This window comes from Spiroplasma endosymbiont of Melieria omissa (assembly GCF_964031175.1).
Lineage (GTDB): Bacteria > Bacillota_I > Bacilli_A > Mycoplasmatales > VBWQ01 > Spiroplasma_E > Spiroplasma_E ixodetis_A.
The window spans coordinates 1,142,979-1,158,664 of record NZ_OZ035012.1; the positions used below are offsets into that span (position 1 = coordinate 1,142,979).

Sequence of the window (15,686 nt, forward strand, 5' to 3'; positions counted from 1 at the left end):
TAATAGAAAAACTTATTTATTTAGAAAAAATATGTAACTTAGTAAAAATAAAGAAATTATTATTTTAAAATCTTTTTATCTGTTAAGTATTTTAACTTGACATCATTATGTGAATAAGATATTATTAAAAAGGTTTATTTGCCACAAATTAATAGAAGGAGGTAATTTATGGTTAAATTACGCTTAATACCAACAGGAAAAAGTAAATCAGTGCAACCTAGTTACAGAATTGTTGCGATTGATGCAAGAACAAAACTTAATGGTAGATATATTGATAAATTAGGTACTTATAATCCAACAAGCAAAGAAAAACAAGTAACTATCGATGAAGTAAAAGCATTAAAATTTTTATCAAATGGTGCTCAACCAACAGAAACTGTTCGTAGTTTATTATCAGCAGAAGGAATTATGACTAAATTTCATAATTTAAGACAAGAGAGAAAAAGTAGCAAACCTAAAAAAAACAAAAAAAGTTACTGTAAAAAATAAAAAAACTGCTACTACTAATTCTATTAAAAAAGAAGAAGCACCCGCTACTTAATATTAAAATATGCTACAAGTGATTAATTAATATGTATGTAACATTGTTAGAACATTTAATTGAACCAATTTTACTTGATAAAATTTGTGAAGTTGAGATTCGAGAATTAGTAGAAAAAAATCACTATGATTTAATATTAATGGTACCAAAATCATTAATATCAGTATTGATTGGTAAAAAAGGAAATACTATTCGTGCATTATCAACAATTATTGAAAGCAAAGCATATTTAGAAAATAATACTATTAAATTAGTAATTAATGAGTTTTAAGATGAAATATTTAGAATTAGGTACTATTGTTAATACTCATGGTCTTATTGGTGAAGTTAAGGTTTTATGTAATTATTATGGTAATAAATTTTCATGAAAAGAAAAAACAACAGTTTATTTAGAAGAAACTAAACAACTAACACCTTTAATTATTTCAAGAGTAAGAAATCATAAGCAGTTTTTATTATTAACATTTGAAAATTATAATACTATTGAGTTAGTAGAAGGTATGAAAAATAAAAATTTAGTTATTAATACTGAAGAAATAATTAATGACAACTTACCTTGATTTTATGAAGATATTCTAAATTATGAAGCATTTGATACTAATAATAATGCTTTTTTAGGAAAAGTTATTGCTTTCTTAGATAATAATCATCAAGGTTTATGAGAAATAAAAATGACTAATAAAAAAACCTTTTTTATTCCTAATAATAAAGTATTTATTAATAAAATTAATAAAGAAGAACAAAAAGTTTATTTTAATATTATTGAAGGATTAATTAATAATGACTAAAAACCAATTCACAATTATAACTTTATTTCCCAATGCTTTTAATGATTTTATGCAAACATCAATTATCAAACGAGCTATTACTAAAAAACAAATTAGCATTGATATTATTGATATTAGAAGTTTTGCTAATAATAAACACCAACAAGTTGATGATGCTCCTTATGGTGGTGGCAATGGTATGGTTTTACAAGCAATGCCAGTAATTAATGCTATTAATAGTGTAAAACTTAAATATCCTGAGGCTAAAACAATTTTACTTAGTCCACAAGGTCAACAATGAAATCAACAATTAGCTTATAAATATAGTCAAAAAAATATTAATTATATTTTAGTTTGTGGTCATTACGAAGGTATTGATGAACGCATTATGTCTTATATTGATGAAGAGATTTCAATTGGTGATTATGTATTAACTGGTGGTGAATTACCAGCAATGGTTATTATTGATTGTATTACTAGGTTAATTCCTAATGTTATTCAACATCAATCTCATCTTAATGATTCTTTTAATAATTCATTATTGGATTATCCAACATATACAAGACCAGAAGAAGTACTAGGTATGAAAGTTCCAGAGGTTCTAATTGGTGGTCACCATGAAAAGATAGCAGAATATCGTCATCAACAAGCATTAATTAATACTTATAAAAAAAGAATTGATTTATTTAAAAAATATCAATTATCTGCAAAAGATAAAATAATAATTGAAAAATATAAATCTTCACTTAAAAAAAATAAACGAAAGGAGAAATAAAACATGCAAAATGCAATTATTAAATTAGTTAGTGAAAGTCAACTAAATCATAATCTTCCTAATTTTAAATCTGGAGATACAATCCAAGTATTTTCTAAAATTAAAGAAGAAAAAAAAGAACGTATTCAAATGTTTGAAGGGGTAGTTATTGCTCGCAAAGGTTCAGGAATTACGCAAAATGTTATTGTTCGTAAAACTGTTGGTGGTAAAGGTGTCGAAAAAACATTTGCTTTACATTCACCATTAATTGATAAAATTAATGTTATTCGTAAGGGTAAAGTAAGAAGAGCACGTATTTTCTACTTACGTAAATTAAGCGGTAAAGCTGCTAGAATTAAAGAAATTAAAACAGTAAAACCCGTTAAATAATAATTAAACCACCGTTATTAAAATCAATGGTGGTTTTCTAAATTGATATAAAATAATAATAAAATGTATTAAAGGAGTTAAAAAATGCCTAATGAAAGTACCCATAATCAAATTCATTGATTCCCTGGTCATATGATGAAAGCCATTAAAGCAATTGAAACTAAGTTACCAATTATTGATGTTGCAATTGAAGTTTTAGATGCACGAGCACCATTAGCAACAAAAAGTACTTTATTAGATCGTTTATTAGAGAAAAAAATAAGAATTATTGTTCTTAACAAAGTTGATTTAGCAGATGATAATTTTACTAAAGAATGAGTTACTTTTTTTGAAAGTCAAGGTTTTTCTGTTTTATTGGCAAAATCATTAACTACAAAAATGAAACCGCAGTTATTAAATTTAATTACTAAATTAATGGAGCCACAAATGGAAAAACAATTGGCAAAAGGTATTGTTAATCCAAAAATTAAGGTATTAATTATGGGATTACCAAATACGGGTAAATCAACATTTATCAATAATTTATTACAACGTAAAGTAACACAAACTGCTAATATACCTGGTGTTACTAGAGGTCAACAATGAATTAAATTAAATCCAACGATTGATTTGTTAGATAGTCCTGGTATTTTACCACCAAAAATGAATGATCAAAAAGTAGTAATGATTTTAGCTTTAATTAAAGCAATTCCTGTTAAACATTTATTTTTAGAAGAAATGGCTAATTTTGCTTTAACCTTTTTACTTGAGAATTATTATGAAAGATTAGTAAAATATTATAATATTAATTTTGAAATTAAAAATATTAATGATGAAACATTATTTCTTTATTTTAAGAAATTAGCACAAAAATATCATTTAAAATTGGCTAATGATGAAGATAATACTCATCGTGCCATGAATTTATTTATTAATGATTTACAAGTAGGGAAACTAGGATTAATTTCATTTGAAATACCACCTAAGATTTTAAAACATGAAAAGTAGTTTACGATACGAAATTGATAATTATTCATCAGGAACATTAATTGCTGGTTTTGATGAAGTGGGAAGGGGAGCTATTGCAGGACCAATTGTTGTTGCAAGCGTTATTCTTAAACCAAACTTTAATCATCCTTTAATTAAAGATTCAAAACAATTATCAGCAAAACAACGAATAGCAATGTATCAAATTATAATTGATAATGCACTAACAGTTGCTGTTAGTATTAAAAGTCATCAATTTGTTAATATTCATAATCTTAAGCAGACTAGTATTTTAGCAATGATAGAAGCATTTAATAAATTAAAAATAGTACCTGATGTGTGTTTAGTTGATTTTGAAAAACCGCAATTTCCTAATTTTCTAGGAAAAGTTGAAGCAATAGTTAAAGGTGATCAAAAATCACTTAATATTGCTAGCGCTTCGATTATTGCTAAAGTAGTAAGAGATAAAATTATGATTGATTATGATACTAAATATCCTAATTATGGGTTTAAAAATCATAAAGGGTATTATACAAAAAATCATCAGATAGCATTACAAAATTATGGTATTTGTGATATTCATCGTATTAGTTGTGCGCCCGTTAAAAAATATAGTGGATTTATATAATAGAGAAACTTTTATTATTACAATTATTTACTGGTAATAAATTATTATCTAATTTATTTATATCTGTTGCTAATAATTTATTATTTTGAATATTAAAAATTTCTTTAATTGGTTTAGTTCCTTGATTTATTAAAATATTTTTAAATGATTGAAGTCCATGTTTTTGTAAATTCTTTTCTAATTGGCTTGTAGGTGTTTTAATATTATAGGCAACTTCTAAATAAAAGAATCTTTTTTGAAAGTCATGGTCAAAATCTTGATATTTTTTATAGATTTTTTCTACTTTATTTATTATATTTTTATTTAATATTTTTTGAAAGGCATTATTGTTAATAATGTCTTTGCTAATATTTTCTAATAAATAGTGTAGTGGAAATAATTCAGTAGAATAACTAGTAACATTTTTATATGGTAATAATAAGTCATTGATTATTTCTTTTTTAATATTGTATTTTTGTCTAATTTTATTAGAAGTTTTAATTATATTTATTTTAAAACAAAATTTATTATCTTTATTATCAATTACTAACATAGTTGAAAATATTTCTTTATATAGCTAACTAAAGTAATATTTACTCATAAATAATGTAAAATAATAATATGTAATTTAAACAGTTTTTGAATTTAAAAGTACAATTCAGCAATAATTAAAATAGATTAGGAAGATTAAATTATGCCAAAACCATACAGTGAAGACTTACGAAGAAAAGTAATAGAAGCTTATGAAAGTAAAAATATGAAAATTAAAGAAATTTGTAAAGTGTTCAATATCACTAGAAAGACTTTATTTTTATGAAGAAAAAGAAAAAAAGAAACTGGGCATATAAAACCAATTTTGAATTATCAAAAAGGACATAGCCACAAAATAAAGGATTTAGATGAATTAAAAAATTATTTAGTAGAAAATAAAGATGTTACAGTTCAAAAAGTAATTGATAAATTTGGAAATATGACTAAAGAAACAGTTTATAACTATTTTAAAAAACTAAATTATATAGCTAACTAAAGTAATGTTTACTCATATCTTGAAAAACAAAATCAATCGCTTTTTTAATATTTGGTCAATAATTTGGTAATATTTTTCTTATATTATGTTTTATAGCAAATCAAAAATGTTCAATTGGATTTAAATTAGGAGAATATGGCGGAAGAAATAATAGTTTGCATCCAGCATTTTCAATTAATTGTTGTGTTAATTTAGATTTATGAAACGTTGCATTATCTAAAACTATAATTTGTCCACGCTTTAATACTGGAATTAGTTTATTTTTAACATATGATTCAAAAATTTTACTATTGCAATGTCCTTCAAATGCTCATAAGGCTTTTAATTTACCTTTATTTAGTGAACCAATTATACTCATTCTCTTTATTTTATATGCGGGTTTATTATCAAATAATCTTTTACCTTTTTCAGATCAACCATATTTATAAAATTCATTATCATCAATTCCAGATTCATCAATATATACTAAATCTTCATTCATTATTTTAGCTATTTCTTTTAAAAAATCTTCTTGTTTATTTTTATCTCTTTGTTCATATAGAAAAGTTTTTTTTATATGTATAATTTAGTTTTTTAAAATAGTTATAAACTGTTTCTTTAGTCATATTTCCAAATTTATCAATTACTTTTTGAACTGTAACATCTTTATTTTCTGCTAAATAATTTTTTAATTCATCTAAATCCTTTATTTTGTGGCTATGTCCTTTTTGATAATTCAAAATTGGTTTTATATGCCCAGTTTCTTTTTTTCTTTTTCTTCATAAAAATAAAGTCTTTCTAGTGATATTGAACACTTTACAAATTTCTTTAATTTTCATATTTTTACTTTCATAAGCTTCTATTACTTTTCTTCGTAAGTCTTCACTGTATGGTTTTGGCATAATTTAATCTTCCTAATCTATTTTAATTATTGCTGAATTGTACTTTTAAATTCAAAAACTGTTTAAATTACATATTATTATTTTACATTATTTATGAGTAAATATTACTTTAGTTAGCTATACATATAAAAAAAACTTTTCTATATGAACAAAGAGATAAAAATAAACAAGAAGATTTTTTAAAAGAAATAGCTAAAATAATGAATGAAGATTTAGTATATATTGATGAATCTGGAATTGATGATAATGAATTTTATAAATATGGTTGATCTGAAAAAGGTAAAAGATTATTTGATAATAAACCCGCATATAAAATAAAGAGAATGAGTATAATTGGTTCACTAAATAAAGGTAAATTAAAAGCCTTATGAGCATTTGAAGGACATTGCAATAGTAAAATTTTTGAATCATATGTTAAAAATAAACTAATTCCAGTATTAAAGCGTGGACAAATTATAGTTTTAGATAATGCAACGTTTCATAAATCTAAATTAACACAACAATTAATTGAAAATGCTGGATGCAAACTATTATTTCTTCCGCCATATTCTCCTAATTTAAATCCAATTGAACATTTTTGATTTGCTATAAAACATAATATAAGAAAAATATTACCAAATTATTGACCAAATATTAAAAAAGCTATTGATTTTGTTTTTCAAGATATGAGTAAACATTACTTTAGTTAGCTATATTTTAAAATCAGAGGTATATATTATGCATAAAAATTATCCAAGTCATGTCACCAAAGAACAATTTGAGAACATAAAATCAATTTTAGAAAATAGCAAAAAGAAAACAAAACCAAGAAGTTTAGATTTATATGAAGTATTTTGTGCAATTTTATATGTATTAAAAAGTGGTTGTCAATGAAGAATGCTACCAAAAAATTTTCCAAAATGACAAACTGTATATTATTATTTTCAAATTTGAAGTAAAAATAACGGTAAAGAAGCTAGTGTATGGCAATTAATTTTAAAAAAAATTGGTTAAAAAAGTTCGTATCAACAATAATCGCAAAGAACAAACTAGTTTTTGTATAATTGATTCGCAAAGTGTTAAAAATACAGATACTACTGAAAATAAAGGTTATGATGCTGGTAAAAAGATTTCAGGAATAAAGCGTCATATTGTTGTTGATTCTCAAGGTTTACCACATGCAATTTACATAACCACAGCAGAAAAAACAGATCGTAATAGTGCTATAATAATGATTGAAAATGAAAAAGAAAATCTTTCTGCAGTTCAAAAAATAATAGTAGATGCTGGTTATACTGGTGAAAAATTTGCTTCTGAAATCAAAACAATCATAAATGCAAATGTTGAAATTATAAAACGCAATGAACTACATACTTTTGTAGTATTACCAAAAAGATGAATTGTAGAACGAAGCTTTGCTTGATTAGAAAAATACAGAAGATTATGAAAAAATTGTGAAAGAAAACTAAATACTAGTTTACAAATGGTTGTTCTTTCCTTTATTTCAATTTTATTAAAAAGATTTTATCATTTGAAAACTTATCGACTAAAAATCTATTTTTTATTATAAAATAACCATTATAATATAAATTTTATTAAAAATTAATCAAAAAAGATTCTAAACAGGTTCTAAGACTTTCTTCAATCATTAAATTTAAAATTTGGTCAGTATCACTAATATAAGTAGCATCAATTATTGGGTTTTCAATAATATTTTCTAAGTAATTAAACTCATGTTCTAAAGAAAATTTATTATTTTCATTAATATTGATCGTTAAAGTTTTGTTATTGTCTAAACTAAGTTTTAAATAACTATCTTTATTATTATATTTTTTATTTCTTAAGTTTTCACCATGAAAGTTTTCACGAAGAATATTAGCCATTAAATATGAAATGATATCAGTATCTTTATTATTAAATAATTCTAAGGTTTGTAAAATATCATTATTAATAATATTAATTGTATATTTAATAATTTTAATTTTGTAACTATCTTTATTAGTATCTAATTCAATTCTTTGTAATGTTTTGGTAATTAAATCATCATTTATTTTTAGCAATTGATGATAGTCTGTTAATAAATTAATTCAAAAATTTTTAAATTTTTCAATTTTATAGTTGAAATTTGTTATTCATTTTTGCATAAATGTTTTATTATTTAGATTAATATTATTATAAATAGATTCAATTTCTTTAAATAAAGTACTTTCTTTTTCACTACTATTAAAATTTGTTTCAAGAAAATTACTACCAGTATTTTCAATTTGTGTAAAAGTATCTTCAGCAAAGTTAAAAAAATTCTTAATTATTTCTGACTTAATATCACTAGTAGCAATTTTCACCATAGCAAAAACTAATCTACTTAAGTAACTTTTACCAGTATCATTAACACCAGCAATAATAGTAATATCACCAATATTTAAAGAAGTATCATTAAAAGGACCAATATTTTTTATTTTTAATTTCATTTATATCACCTATATATAGCTAACTAAAGTAATATTTACTCATAAATAATGTAAAATAATAATATGTAATTTAAACAGTTTTTGAATTTAAAAGTACAATTCAGCAATAATTAAAATAGATTAGGAAGATTAAATTATGCCAAAACCATACAGTGAAGACTTACGAAGAAAAGTAATAGAAGCTTATGAAAGTAAAAATATGAAAATTAAAGAAATTTGTAAAGTGTTCAATATCACTAGAAAGACTTTATTTTTATGAAGAAAAAGAAAAAAAGAAACTGGGCATATAAAACCAATTTTAAATTATCAAAAAGGACATAGCCACAAAATAAAGGATTTAGATGAATTAAAAAATTATTTAGCAGAAAATAAAGATGTTACAGTTCAAAAAGTAATTGATAAATTTGGAAATATGACTAAAGAAACAGTTTATAACTATTTTAAAAAACTAAATTATACATATAAAAAAAACTTTTCTATATGAACAAAGAGATAAAAATAAACAAGAAGATTTTTTAAAAGAAATAGCTAAAATAATGAATGAAGATTTAGTATATATTGATGAATCTGGAATTGATGATAATGAATTTTATAAATATGGTTGATCTGAAAAAGGTAAAAGATTATTTGATAATAAACCCGCATATAAAATAAAGAGAATGAGTATAATTGGTTCACTAAATAAAGGTAAATTAAAAGCCTTATGAGCATTTGAAGAACATTGCAATAGTAAAATTTTTGAATCATATGTTAAAAATAAACTAATTCCAGTATTAAAGCGTGGACAAATTATAGTTTTAGATAATGCAACGTTTCATAAATCTAAATTAACACAACAATTAATTGAAAATGCTGGATGCAAACTATTATTTCTTCCGCCATATTCTCCTAATTTAAATCCAATTGAACATTTTTGATTTGCTATAAAACATAATATAAGAAAAATATTACCAAATTATTGACCAAATATTAAAAAAGCGATTGATTTTGTTTTTCAAGATATGAGTAAACATTACTTTAGTTAGCTATATCATTTTAAACTATATAAATATAATAACATTTAACATTATTGAAATGTAGAAAAATAATAATAGTAAAAAATAATAGACTTACTGCATAACGTTTTTAAGTTTTAATGATAAATTATAAAATCCTGCAATTAAATTAAATCTTAAAAATATTCGTTTTCTACCTTTTCTAAATTTATAACCAATAATTTTAAAACATTTTAAAAATGCAAAAACATGTTCAATTTTTCTGCGAGTTTTATTAATAATCTTATTAAAAATTTTAATTTTACTTGTTTTAGGATTATTTTTACTAGTTTTAATGGGTAAAAATGTATTACTATGAATTTTTTGTAAACCTTGATAACCTTTATCTGCAAGAATTACAGTTTCTGACAAAAATTCTAACTTTGAATTTTTAAAAGTTTTAAAATCATGATTTTTACCAGTATCAGGAAAAATATTTAAAATTTCATTAGTATGTGCATTAATTATGGTTTGAAACTTAACAGTATGCATTCATTTTTTGCCAGAAAATCAATCTTTTTGATTATATTTTGGTCGTTCTGTTTCTACTTCTGTTACATCAATTATCAAAATTTTATTTTTGAATTCTTCTTTTTAAAAAAATATTTTTATTTGTTAAATTATTAAACTTATTATTATTTATTAAAATGTCTTCAATTGAACGAATATTTCGTAAAGCAGTAGTATCAACCATATCATACTCAGCACCAATACTATGATATGTACGATTTTCATATAAATATCTTAAAGTCATTACTAGTCTATCTTCTATTGACATTTTATATGGCCTTCCACCAGTGGTATTTTTTAGATTTTGATGATCTAATAAAATATTTAAAATTTCATTAAAAACTAGTTTATTAATACCAACTATTTTACGAAAATATTGATCCGGTTTATCTTTTAATTCAAAATATGTCATAAAATTTATCCTTAACTATTCAAATTTTATTTTAATAATAACAAAAAAATGAAAAGTTAACTAGTTATGCAGTAAGTCTAATATATTATTATTAGTATTGAAATAATAATAAATATAAATTATTAAATTTTAATGAATATAGTAATTGTTAATTATTTCACAATTTTCGATTGCATCTCAAAAATTGTTATTTCTTTTATTTTTTATTTTTAAACAAATATTAGTAAAAATTAATAAAGTAATTACAAAAAATAAAGTTGGTACTAAAATTATACAGAAAATAACTCCAATTTGTAATTCTATTCAATTATAATAATTTCCAATATTTTGATTTATATAACATATAGCTAACTAAAGTAATGTTTACTCATATCTTCAAAAACAAAATCAATCGCTTTTTTAATATTTGGTCAATAATTTGGTAATATTTTTCTTATATTATGTTTTATAGCAAATCAAAAATGTTCAATTGGATTTAAATTAGGAGAATATGGCGGAAGAAATAATAGTTTGCATCCAGCATTTTCAATTAATTGTTGTGTTAATTTAGATTTATGAAACGTTGCATTATCTAAAACTATAATTTGTCCACGCTTTAATACTGGAATTAGTTTATTTTTAACATATGATTCAAAAATTTTACTATTGCAATGTCCTTCAAATGCTCATAAGGCTTTTAATTTACCTTTATTTAGTGAACCAATTATACTCATTCTCTTTATTTTATATGCGGGTTTATTATCAAATAATCTTTTACCTTTTTCAGATCAACCATATTTATAAAATTCATTATCATCAATTCCAGATTCATCAATATATACTAAATCTTCATTCATTATTTTAGCTATTTCTTTTAAAAAATCTTCTTGTTTATTTTTATCTCTTTGTTCATATAGAAAAGTTTTTTTTATATGTATAATTTAGTTTTTTAAAATAGTTATAAACTGTTTCTTTAGTCATATTTCCAAATTTATCAATTACTTTTTGAACTGTAACATCTTTATTTTCTGCTAAATAATTTTTTAATTCATCTAAATCCTTTATTTTGTGGCTATGTCCTTTTTGATAATTCAAAATTGGTTTTATATGCCCAGTTTCTTTTTTTCTTTTTCTTCATAAAAATAAAGTCTTTCTAGTGATATTGAACACTTTACAAATTTCTTTAATTTTCATATTTTTACTTTCATAAGCTTCTATTACTTTTCTTCGTAAGTCTTCACTGTATGGTTTTGGCATAATTTAATCTTCCTAATCTATTTTAATTATTGCTGAATTGTACTTTTAAATTCAAAAACTGTTTAAATTACATATTATTATTTTACATTATTTATGAGTAAACATTACTTTAGTTAGCTATATCATAGTATTGGTGCTGAGTATGATATGGTTGATACTACTGCTTTACGAAATATTCGTTCAATTGAAGACATTTTAATAAATAATAATAAGTTTAATAATTTAACAAATAAAAATATTTTTTTAAAAAGAAGAATTCAAAAATAAAATTTTGATAATTGATGTAACAGAAGTAGAAACAGAACGACCAAAATATAATCAAAAAGATTGATTTTCTGGCAAAAAATGAATGCATACTGTTAAGTTTCAAACCATAATTAATGCACATACTAATGAAATTTTAAATATTTTTCCTGATACTGGTAAAAATCATGATTTTAAAACTTTTAAAAATTCAAAGTTAGAATTTTTGTCAGAAACTGTAATTCTTGCAGATAAAGGTTATCAAGGTTTACAAAAAATTCATAGTAATACATTTTTACCCATTAAAACTAGTAAAAATAATCCTAAAACAAGTAAAATTAAAATTTTTAATAAGATTATTAATAAAACTCGCAGAAAAATTGAACATGTTTTTGCATTTTTAAAATGTTTTAAAATTATTGGTTATAAATTTAGAAAAGGTAGAAAACGAATATTTTTAAGATTTAATTTAATTGCAGGATTTTATAATTTATCATTAAAACTTAAAAACGTTATGCAGTAAGTCTTATTAATTATATTGAAATTGTTTATTATATTTTAAATATGAAAGCATTTTTTAAAATATTTTTTATTTTATTTAAAATAACACTTATATATTTATATAATAATTAAGTAAATTAATTTTTTAAATATATTTACAATAAATTTAGATTTTTTTAAAATAGTTAGGAGAAGTAAATGTGAATTTTAATTATAAATGAAATTTTAGAGAACAAAGTGCAAAAATTGATAAATTAGTTTTAGAACATATAACAAAGAAATGAGAAAAATGAGATTGAAGAATAAAAAATACAAGAGATAAAAAGAAATATAAAATTGTTGATTATCAATATCGAACAAGAAAAATAATGTATGGATTAGTAACTTATAAAAGAAGAATTTATGAATATTTTGATGAAAAATTACAAAAATGAGTTCGTGTTTGTTTAGTTGATGAATGACTAGAATTACCTAAATATAAAAGAATTGGTGAAGATATTGAAGACACTATTATTGAAAATTTTGCTGATGGAAAAAGATATCGTGATATTTGTGCTATTTGTAAAAAAGCAGGTATTAGTGTTAGTAGTGTTCATAGAGTTTTTAAAAATTTTGAAATAGTTGAAACAAATCCAGTAAAAGTAAAATTAGAAAAAAATCAACCTATTTTTGTAGCAATTGATGATAGTCATCGAAAATTTTGAAATTTTAAACGTAAAGGTATAAAACACTCTATGCGTTTAATAGTAACATATACAGATAATATTAATCACAAAGTACAAAATAAAAGAGTAAAAGCAATTATTAGACCAACAAAAACAAAAATTGGAGTTAAAAAAACTGCTGAATTTGTTAAAAAAACATTGTCAAAAATTTTATGAAAATATTGAACAAGCAAAAATTATTATTTGTGGTGATAGTGCAGGATGAATTAAAGAAGTTGCTGATTATTTAGGTGCACAGTTTGTTTTAGATAAATTCCATTTAATTAGAACATTATATCTTGGTATAATGGCTGGAAATAAAGGAAAGTATGTAAAAGAATATAATCATTGTAAAAATTTTATTACTAATGGTCAATATGAACAATTAATTGATTATTTATATAAAGAATTAGATAATCATAAAAAATTAAAGAAAAAATATTTTAAAAATAATAAACAAGGTATTGAAAATCAAGGTGCAAAATGAAATATTGGTTGTTTTACAGAAACAAATATTTGACATGTTTTAAAAGAAATGCTTGGTAATAGAACATATAATATTTTAATTTATATTAAAATGGTTATTTTTAAATGTAATAAGATAAATTTAGAAACATAGTTTTAATGAACATAGTAATTATTAATTATTTCACAATTTTGTATTGCATCTCAAAAATTATTATTGTTTATCTTTACTTTTAAACCAATAATGAAAAAAGTTAATGATAAAGTTATTATTGCTAAAATTGGTACTAAAATTACACAAAAAATAACTCCAATTTGTAATTGAATTCAATTGTAATAATTTCCATTACAATTAGTTATTGAACATACAGATTTGGGAGAACAACCTAAAATATGGATTATACTGGTTCTACTTAATATTCCAAATCCATTTTTTTCTAGGTTTATATATTTTTTTGTTAATAAATTGTAAATATGAGAATGATAATCACAAGAACCTATAATAGTTAAACCTATAATCATAATTAAAATAGTAAAAATAAATAATAATACAGTTAATAACTGTAATTTTTTCAGTGTTTTAATTTTCATCTTTAAATTCTCCTTAACTTTACTTCATAAGTTTAACATTTAACAAACTTAATTATAAGTATTTTAGTTGCAATTAATTGAAAAAAAATTATATTATTTAAATACAATTTCATAAAAATCCAAATTATTTCTTGTCTAAGAACCTGTTTAGAATCTTTTTAATAAAACTGAAATAAAGGAAAGAACAACCATTTGTAAACTAGTATTTAGTTTTCTTTCACAATTTTTTCATAATCTTCTGTATTTTTCTAATCAAGCAAAGCTTCGTTCTACAATTCATCTTTTTGGTAATACTACAAAAGTATGTAGTTCATTGCGTTTTATAATTTCAACATTTGCATTTATGATTGTTTTGATTTCAGAAGCAAATTTTTCACCAGTATAACCAGCATCTACTATTATTTTTTGAACTGCAGAAAGATTTTCTTTTTCATTTTCAATCATTATTATAGCGCTATTACGATCTGTTTTTTCTGCTGTGGTTATGTAAATTGCATGTGGTAAACCTTGAGAATCAACAATAATATGACGCTTTATTCCTGAAATCTTTTTACCAGCATCATAACCTTTATTTTCAGTAGTATCTGTATTTTTAACACTTTGCGAATCAATTATACAAAAACTAGTTTGTTCTTTGCGATTATTGTTGATACGAACTTTTTTAACCAATTTTTTTTAAAATTAATTGCCATACACTAGCTTCTTTACCGTTATTTTTACTTCAAATTTGAAAATAATAATATACAGTTTGTCATTTTGGAAAATTTTTTGGTAGCATTCTTCATTGACAACCACTTTTTAATACATATAAAATTGCACAAAATACTTCATATAAATCTAAACTTCTTGGTTTTGTTTTCTTTTTGCTATTTTCTAAAATTGATTTTATGTTCTCAAATTGTTCTTTGGTGACATGACTTGGATAATTTTTATGCATAATATATACCTCTGATTTTAAAATATATAATCATTTTACATTATTTTCGAAAAGATTCTAAACAGGTTCTAAGCATAATAAGATGAAATATGAAGTAATTTATTCCGGATTTTTGACAATCTCCCAAATATTAATATTACTGATAATGATTTTAAAATCTTTAAAAGAGATATTGAATTTATTAAAACAACTCATGCATCAGGTATTGTTTGTGGTATTTTAACTAAAGATAATAATATTGATGTTGAAAAAGAATGAGCGAAATTATTAAATTAGCAAAGCCTTTAAAAATAACTTTTCATCGTGCTTTTGATGAAATTTTTAATAAAAAACAAGCTTTAGAACAGTTAGTAAAATTAGGTGTTACTACAGTTTTAACTTCTGGTGGTCAAGATAATATTGTGAATAATATTAATAAATTTAAAGAATTAAAGAAATTAAATTTACCAATAAAAATTCTTGCTGGTGGTGGAGTTAATTTAGAAAATGTTAATGTTTTATTAAAAAACGGTATTAATGATATTCATGTTGTAAAATGTGTGCACGAAGATAATATTTTTAATAATCCTATTAATTATAAATTAATTAATAATATTAAAAATATGGCATAAATAATAAAAAGTTTTATAATAGATAAGATTAAACATTTAACAAGGTTACTGTTCTTTTGTAC

27 protein-coding genes are annotated in these 15,686 nt (G+C 22.2%); 17 read left to right on the plus strand and 10 right to left on the minus strand.

The genetic code is table 4. The features are described from left to right. The first annotated feature begins 168 nt into the window (after nucleotides 1–168). From rpsP to ACQH26_RS07505, 7 genes are all read left to right on the plus strand, one after another. A complete protein-coding gene (gene rpsP / locus ACQH26_RS07475) occupies nucleotides 169–489 on the plus strand; it encodes a 30S ribosomal protein S16 (protein WP_425382132.1) in 321 nt (106 codons plus the stop codon). Nucleotides 490–584: 95 nt separating this feature from the next. Continuing rightward, complete coding sequence (locus tag ACQH26_RS07480; RefSeq protein WP_342273661.1) at nucleotides 585–812, plus strand: KH domain-containing protein; 228 nt, start codon at nucleotides 585–587, stop codon at nucleotides 810–812. Between the two features lies 1 nt (nucleotide 813). After that, on the plus strand, nucleotides 814–1,329 hold the full coding sequence (gene rimM, locus ACQH26_RS07485; protein WP_425382133.1) for a ribosome maturation factor RimM: 516 nt from the start codon (nucleotides 814–816) through the stop codon (nucleotides 1,327–1,329). Further along, nucleotides 1,322–2,083 (plus strand): tRNA (guanosine(37)-N1)-methyltransferase TrmD, encoded by a 762-nt coding sequence (gene trmD / locus ACQH26_RS07490; protein ID WP_425382134.1) that lies wholly within the window; start codon nucleotides 1,322–1,324, stop codon nucleotides 2,081–2,083. Before rimM ends, trmD begins: the two co-directional genes overlap by 8 nt. A gap of 3 nt (nucleotides 2,084–2,086) precedes the next feature. Then, the gene (rplS, locus tag ACQH26_RS07495; RefSeq protein WP_252319419.1) at nucleotides 2,087–2,452 is read left to right on the plus strand and encodes a 50S ribosomal protein L19; all 366 of its coding nucleotides are present in this window, start codon (nucleotides 2,087–2,089) and stop codon (nucleotides 2,450–2,452) included. 84 nt (nucleotides 2,453–2,536) lie between these two features. Further along, nucleotides 2,537–3,439, plus strand: a complete 903-nt coding sequence (gene ylqF, locus ACQH26_RS07500; protein WP_425382135.1) for a ribosome biogenesis GTPase YlqF — start codon at nucleotides 2,537–2,539, stop codon at nucleotides 3,437–3,439. Further along, on the plus strand, nucleotides 3,429–4,046 hold the full coding sequence (locus ACQH26_RS07505) for a ribonuclease HII (RefSeq protein WP_425382136.1): 618 nt from the start codon (nucleotides 3,429–3,431) through the stop codon (nucleotides 4,044–4,046). Before ylqF ends, ACQH26_RS07505 begins: the two co-directional genes overlap by 11 nt. On the opposite strand, the gene ACQH26_RS07510 is transcribed toward ACQH26_RS07505, so the two are convergent. After that, nucleotides 4,039–4,578 carry a hypothetical protein gene (locus ACQH26_RS07510; protein ID WP_425382137.1) on the minus strand — a complete coding sequence of 180 codons (540 nt, stop codon included), beginning with the start codon at nucleotides 4,576–4,578 and terminating at the stop codon, nucleotides 4,039–4,041. The genes ACQH26_RS07505 and ACQH26_RS07510 overlap by 8 nt on opposite strands. Nucleotides 4,579–4,719: 141 nt before the next feature. Between ACQH26_RS07510 and ACQH26_RS07515 the strand changes: the two genes are divergently transcribed. Then, entirely contained in the window at nucleotides 4,720–5,052 is a 333-nt protein-coding gene (locus ACQH26_RS07515) for an IS630 transposase-related protein (protein WP_425382138.1), read from the plus strand. Here ACQH26_RS07515 and ACQH26_RS07520 read toward each other — a convergent pair. Together ACQH26_RS07520 and ACQH26_RS07525 are read right to left on the minus strand one after the other, a co-directional pair. Next, on the minus strand, nucleotides 5,045–5,533 hold the full coding sequence (locus tag ACQH26_RS07520) for an IS630 family transposase (RefSeq protein ID WP_425381862.1): 489 nt from the start codon (nucleotides 5,531–5,533) through the stop codon (nucleotides 5,045–5,047). The two genes, ACQH26_RS07515 and ACQH26_RS07520, sit on opposite strands and share 8 nt — an antisense overlap. Nucleotides 5,534–5,573: 40 nt before the next feature. After that, nucleotides 5,574–5,933, minus strand: coding sequence for a helix-turn-helix domain-containing protein (locus tag ACQH26_RS07525; RefSeq protein ID WP_425381863.1), 360 nt, complete (start codon nucleotides 5,931–5,933; stop codon nucleotides 5,574–5,576). A 200-nt stretch (nucleotides 5,934–6,133) separates the two neighbouring features. On the opposite strand from ACQH26_RS07525, the gene ACQH26_RS07530 reads away from it, so the two are divergent. Both ACQH26_RS07530 and ACQH26_RS07535 read left to right on the plus strand, forming a co-directional pair. Continuing rightward, nucleotides 6,134–6,622: an IS630 family transposase gene (locus ACQH26_RS07530; RefSeq protein ID WP_425381862.1), complete on the plus strand. Its 489-nt coding sequence runs from the start codon at nucleotides 6,134–6,136 to the stop codon at nucleotides 6,620–6,622. 28 nt (nucleotides 6,623–6,650) lie between these two features. After that, nucleotides 6,651–7,482, plus strand: a protein-coding gene (locus tag ACQH26_RS07535) for an IS5 family transposase (RefSeq protein ID WP_425382123.1) whose coding sequence is annotated in 2 segments (ribosomal slippage) — nucleotides 6,651–6,920 and nucleotides 6,922–7,482 — 831 coding nt in all. Because the reading frame shifts where the segments join, the coding sequence is not laid out codon by codon here. A 25-nt stretch (nucleotides 7,483–7,507) separates the two neighbouring features. Here the strand turns inward: ACQH26_RS07535 and ACQH26_RS07540 are convergent. Continuing rightward, complete coding sequence (locus ACQH26_RS07540) at nucleotides 7,508–8,380, minus strand: hypothetical protein (protein ID WP_425382139.1); 873 nt, start codon at nucleotides 8,378–8,380, stop codon at nucleotides 7,508–7,510. Nucleotides 8,381–8,516: 136 nt separating this feature from the next. Here ACQH26_RS07540 and ACQH26_RS07545 point away from each other — a divergent pair, with 136 nt between their 5' ends. After that, the gene (locus ACQH26_RS07545; protein ID WP_425381863.1) at nucleotides 8,517–8,876 is read left to right on the plus strand and encodes a helix-turn-helix domain-containing protein; all 360 of its coding nucleotides are present in this window, start codon (nucleotides 8,517–8,519) and stop codon (nucleotides 8,874–8,876) included. 40 nt (nucleotides 8,877–8,916) lie between these two features. Continuing rightward, nucleotides 8,917–9,405, plus strand: a complete 489-nt coding sequence (locus ACQH26_RS07550; RefSeq protein ID WP_425382140.1) for an IS630 family transposase — start codon at nucleotides 8,917–8,919, stop codon at nucleotides 9,403–9,405. 84 nt (nucleotides 9,406–9,489) lie between these two features. Here the strand turns inward: ACQH26_RS07550 and ACQH26_RS07555 are convergent, their stop codons facing one another. The 4 genes from ACQH26_RS07555 to ACQH26_RS07570 form a co-directional block, all read right to left on the minus strand. Further along, entirely contained in the window at nucleotides 9,490–9,984 is a 495-nt protein-coding gene (locus ACQH26_RS07555; protein ID WP_425381872.1) for a transposase family protein, read from the minus strand. Nucleotides 9,985–9,988: 4 nt separating this feature from the next. Then, nucleotides 9,989–10,336, minus strand: a complete 348-nt coding sequence (locus ACQH26_RS07560; RefSeq protein WP_425381897.1) for a transposase family protein — start codon at nucleotides 10,334–10,336, stop codon at nucleotides 9,989–9,991. A gap of 347 nt (nucleotides 10,337–10,683) precedes the next feature. Next, nucleotides 10,684–11,172, minus strand: a complete 489-nt coding sequence (locus ACQH26_RS07565; RefSeq protein WP_425382141.1) for an IS630 family transposase — start codon at nucleotides 11,170–11,172, stop codon at nucleotides 10,684–10,686. Between the two features lie 40 nt (nucleotides 11,173–11,212). Then, nucleotides 11,213–11,572, minus strand: coding sequence for a helix-turn-helix domain-containing protein (locus tag ACQH26_RS07570; RefSeq protein WP_425381863.1), 360 nt, complete (start codon nucleotides 11,570–11,572; stop codon nucleotides 11,213–11,215). A gap of 271 nt (nucleotides 11,573–11,843) precedes the next feature. Between ACQH26_RS07570 and ACQH26_RS07575 the strand changes: the two genes are divergently transcribed. The 3 genes from ACQH26_RS07575 (at nucleotide 11,844) to ACQH26_RS07585 (ending at nucleotide 13,639) form a co-directional block, all read left to right on the plus strand. After that, nucleotides 11,844–12,338 carry a transposase family protein gene (locus tag ACQH26_RS07575; RefSeq protein ID WP_425381872.1) on the plus strand — a complete coding sequence of 165 codons (495 nt, stop codon included), beginning with the start codon at nucleotides 11,844–11,846 and terminating at the stop codon, nucleotides 12,336–12,338. Between the two features lie 178 nt (nucleotides 12,339–12,516). Continuing rightward, nucleotides 12,517–13,236 carry a UPF0236 family transposase-like protein gene (locus ACQH26_RS07580; protein WP_425382142.1) on the plus strand — a complete coding sequence of 240 codons (720 nt, stop codon included), beginning with the start codon at nucleotides 12,517–12,519 and terminating at the stop codon, nucleotides 13,234–13,236. Beyond that, entirely contained in the window at nucleotides 13,166–13,639 is a 474-nt protein-coding gene (locus ACQH26_RS07585) for a UPF0236 family transposase-like protein (RefSeq protein WP_425382143.1), read from the plus strand. The genes ACQH26_RS07580 and ACQH26_RS07585 overlap by 71 nt, the downstream gene beginning before the upstream one ends. Before the next feature lie 2 nt (nucleotides 13,640–13,641). On the opposite strand, the gene ACQH26_RS07590 is transcribed toward ACQH26_RS07585, so the two are convergent. Both ACQH26_RS07590 and ACQH26_RS07595 read right to left on the minus strand, forming a co-directional pair. Continuing rightward, the gene (locus ACQH26_RS07590; RefSeq protein ID WP_425381875.1) at nucleotides 13,642–14,076 is read right to left on the minus strand and encodes a hypothetical protein; all 435 of its coding nucleotides are present in this window, start codon (nucleotides 14,074–14,076) and stop codon (nucleotides 13,642–13,644) included. A gap of 147 nt (nucleotides 14,077–14,223) precedes the next feature. Beyond that, nucleotides 14,224–15,013 (minus strand): IS5 family transposase gene (locus ACQH26_RS07595; RefSeq protein ID WP_425382012.1). Its coding sequence is split into 2 segments (ribosomal slippage): nucleotides 14,224–14,751 and nucleotides 14,753–15,013, totalling 789 coding nucleotides; the frame shifts between segments, so codons are not numbered across the junction. A 135-nt stretch (nucleotides 15,014–15,148) separates the two neighbouring features. On the opposite strand from ACQH26_RS07595, the gene ACQH26_RS07600 reads away from it, so the two are divergent. Together ACQH26_RS07600 and ACQH26_RS07605 are read left to right on the plus strand one after the other, a co-directional pair. After that, the gene (locus ACQH26_RS07600; RefSeq protein ID WP_425383102.1) at nucleotides 15,149–15,289 is read left to right on the plus strand and encodes a copper homeostasis protein CutC; all 141 of its coding nucleotides are present in this window, start codon (nucleotides 15,149–15,151) and stop codon (nucleotides 15,287–15,289) included. After that, complete coding sequence (locus tag ACQH26_RS07605; RefSeq protein WP_425382144.1) at nucleotides 15,268–15,624, plus strand: copper homeostasis protein CutC; 357 nt, start codon at nucleotides 15,268–15,270, stop codon at nucleotides 15,622–15,624. Before ACQH26_RS07600 ends, ACQH26_RS07605 begins: the two co-directional genes overlap by 22 nt. The last annotated feature ends 62 nt before the right edge of the window (nucleotides 15,625–15,686 follow it).